Source organism: Mycobacterium sp. ENV421, from assembly GCF_002887815.1.
In the GTDB taxonomy this organism is placed as follows: Bacteria; Actinomycetota; Actinomycetes; order Mycobacteriales; family Mycobacteriaceae; genus Mycobacterium.
Genome location: NZ_PDHO01000108.1, coordinates 1 through 1,711 on the forward strand (window position 1 = coordinate 1; position 1,711 = coordinate 1,711).

Below are 1,711 nucleotides of genomic sequence, written 5' to 3' on the forward strand. Positions count from 1 at the left end.
TCTTAGCCTGAAACCGTGGACGGGTGATTTCGTGTTGCCCGTTGACGTGGTTGTTCTGAAATGCGGCCGAGTGTGACGCGGCGGGGCATGCGTGATCCGCTGGCCTGTACCAGCTTTTCCTTGTTGTGGCGGTCCTGGGGTCGGGCCGGGGATGGCGGGGTGGACAGGGGCTGGCGGCTCGGTTCAGGCGGCTCGTGGCTGTATGGTGGGGTAGCCGATGGTGTTGTCCCACAGGGTTTTCCATCCGGTTTGCCAGGGCCAGTGGGCGGGCAGGTGCAGCATGGGTTTGCGGGCCGGGGCGGCGAAGCGTGCGGGCACGTTGATCAGGTCGCGGCGCAGGGTGGCGCCGCGGGCCACGGCGTGGTGACCGCCGGCCAGGGTGCCCGCGGCGCGCAGCAGGTTATGGGTGATCACCGCGCAGGCAAGCCAGGCACAATTGGCGGCAAACAGCCCGGACGGGATACGAGCCAGTGGGCCGTCGATCAGATCGGCGAAGGTGGTTTCGATGATGGCGTGGCGGCGGTGGGTGATATCGGCCTGGTCGACCGGCAGCGCGGAGTTGGTCACAAATGGGTGATAACGCCACACCGGAAACAACGCATCGGGGTAGCGGGCGTCTTTGACCCGGCGTACCACCATCCGTACGGTCAGTGTTCGGCCCCGGCCCAGGCGCAGGGTGTAGGGGGCTTCGGCGACCTGGGCATCCGAGATCAGCGCGCCGGTGTCGGGGTCTTCGACCGCGCCGGGGTAGTGCACCGGGGTGTAGGCGGCCTCGTCGATGGCCGCGAGCGCGGCGGTGATCCGCTTGTTGCGGCTCACCGACACGGAGAACTCGACGCCGTGCTGAATGCAGGTGGTGATCACTTTCTTCGTGCCGAACATCGAGTCGCCGCGCACCATGATCGGCGCATCCGGGTTGATCGCGCGGGCAGTGGTGATGGCCTGCTTGACTTGGCGGGCGCCACCGCGGCCGGAGGCAGCCCGCCCGCTGCGCAGCTGCGCCTCGGCGATCACCGGCGCGGCACTGGCCGTGGAGATGGTGGTGATCTGCGGGGACAGGCCCAGGCGCAGCAGTGCGCGGCTGGCGATCTTGGCGTGTCCGAACGAGGCGCCCTGCTTGGCCTTGCCGTAGACCGGGCGCAGCAGCGAGTCGATGTCCAAGAACATCCCCTCTTCCGCCCCGGACAGCACCGGGGTGCGCGCGGCCAGCGCCACCAGATGCGTGCGGCCCACCGCGGCAACTTGCTTACTGTGCCCGAAAGTGAACTCACGCAAGAAGATCCCCAACGTCGAGGGGGCGTACACCTCGTTGAACACCCGGGGTGTGCCGCCCGCGCGCAGCACGCCCGCATCATCGATGCAGTCGGCCCCGCAGGCCATCGCGGCCACGATTGCAGTCAGCTTCCCGGCCGGGTTGACCGCTCCGGATTTCACCCGCGTCGATGGCAGCGCAACGTGCTCGTCGATCAGTCGCGAAAGACCGGTCTGCTCAGCCAGTTCCAGCACCGGCACCAGCCCGGCAGCCGACACCAAATTCTGCTCGTCAAACACCGCCGACCCAGTGGTGAACGTATACGATGAGTGCATCGAAAGTGCCTTCTCGGACCGTGGACAAATATGACTTCAGCACTCGTATTATCCCAGGCCAGAAGGCATTTTCGCTGTTCACACGCCGATCAAATCACCGGCCCATCCACGGATTCAGGCTTAG

The 1,711-nt window shown here is 66.5% G+C and carries 1 protein-coding gene; it reads right to left on the reverse strand.

Going from position 1 to position 1,711, the window contains the following annotated elements:
• Positions 1–183: 183 nt before the first annotated feature.
• Positions 184–1,587, reverse strand: coding sequence for an IS1380 family transposase (locus CRM90_RS29860; protein ID WP_102810435.1), 1,404 nt, complete (start codon positions 1,585–1,587; stop codon positions 184–186).
• Between the last annotated feature and the right edge of the window lie 124 nt (positions 1,588–1,711).

What these genes read in the sequence shown, in the direction of transcription:
- CRM90_RS29860 (WP_102810435.1), bottom strand. Translation starts at nt 1,587, where the DNA reads ATGCACTCATCGTATACGTTCACCACTGGGTCGGCGGTGTTTGACGAG.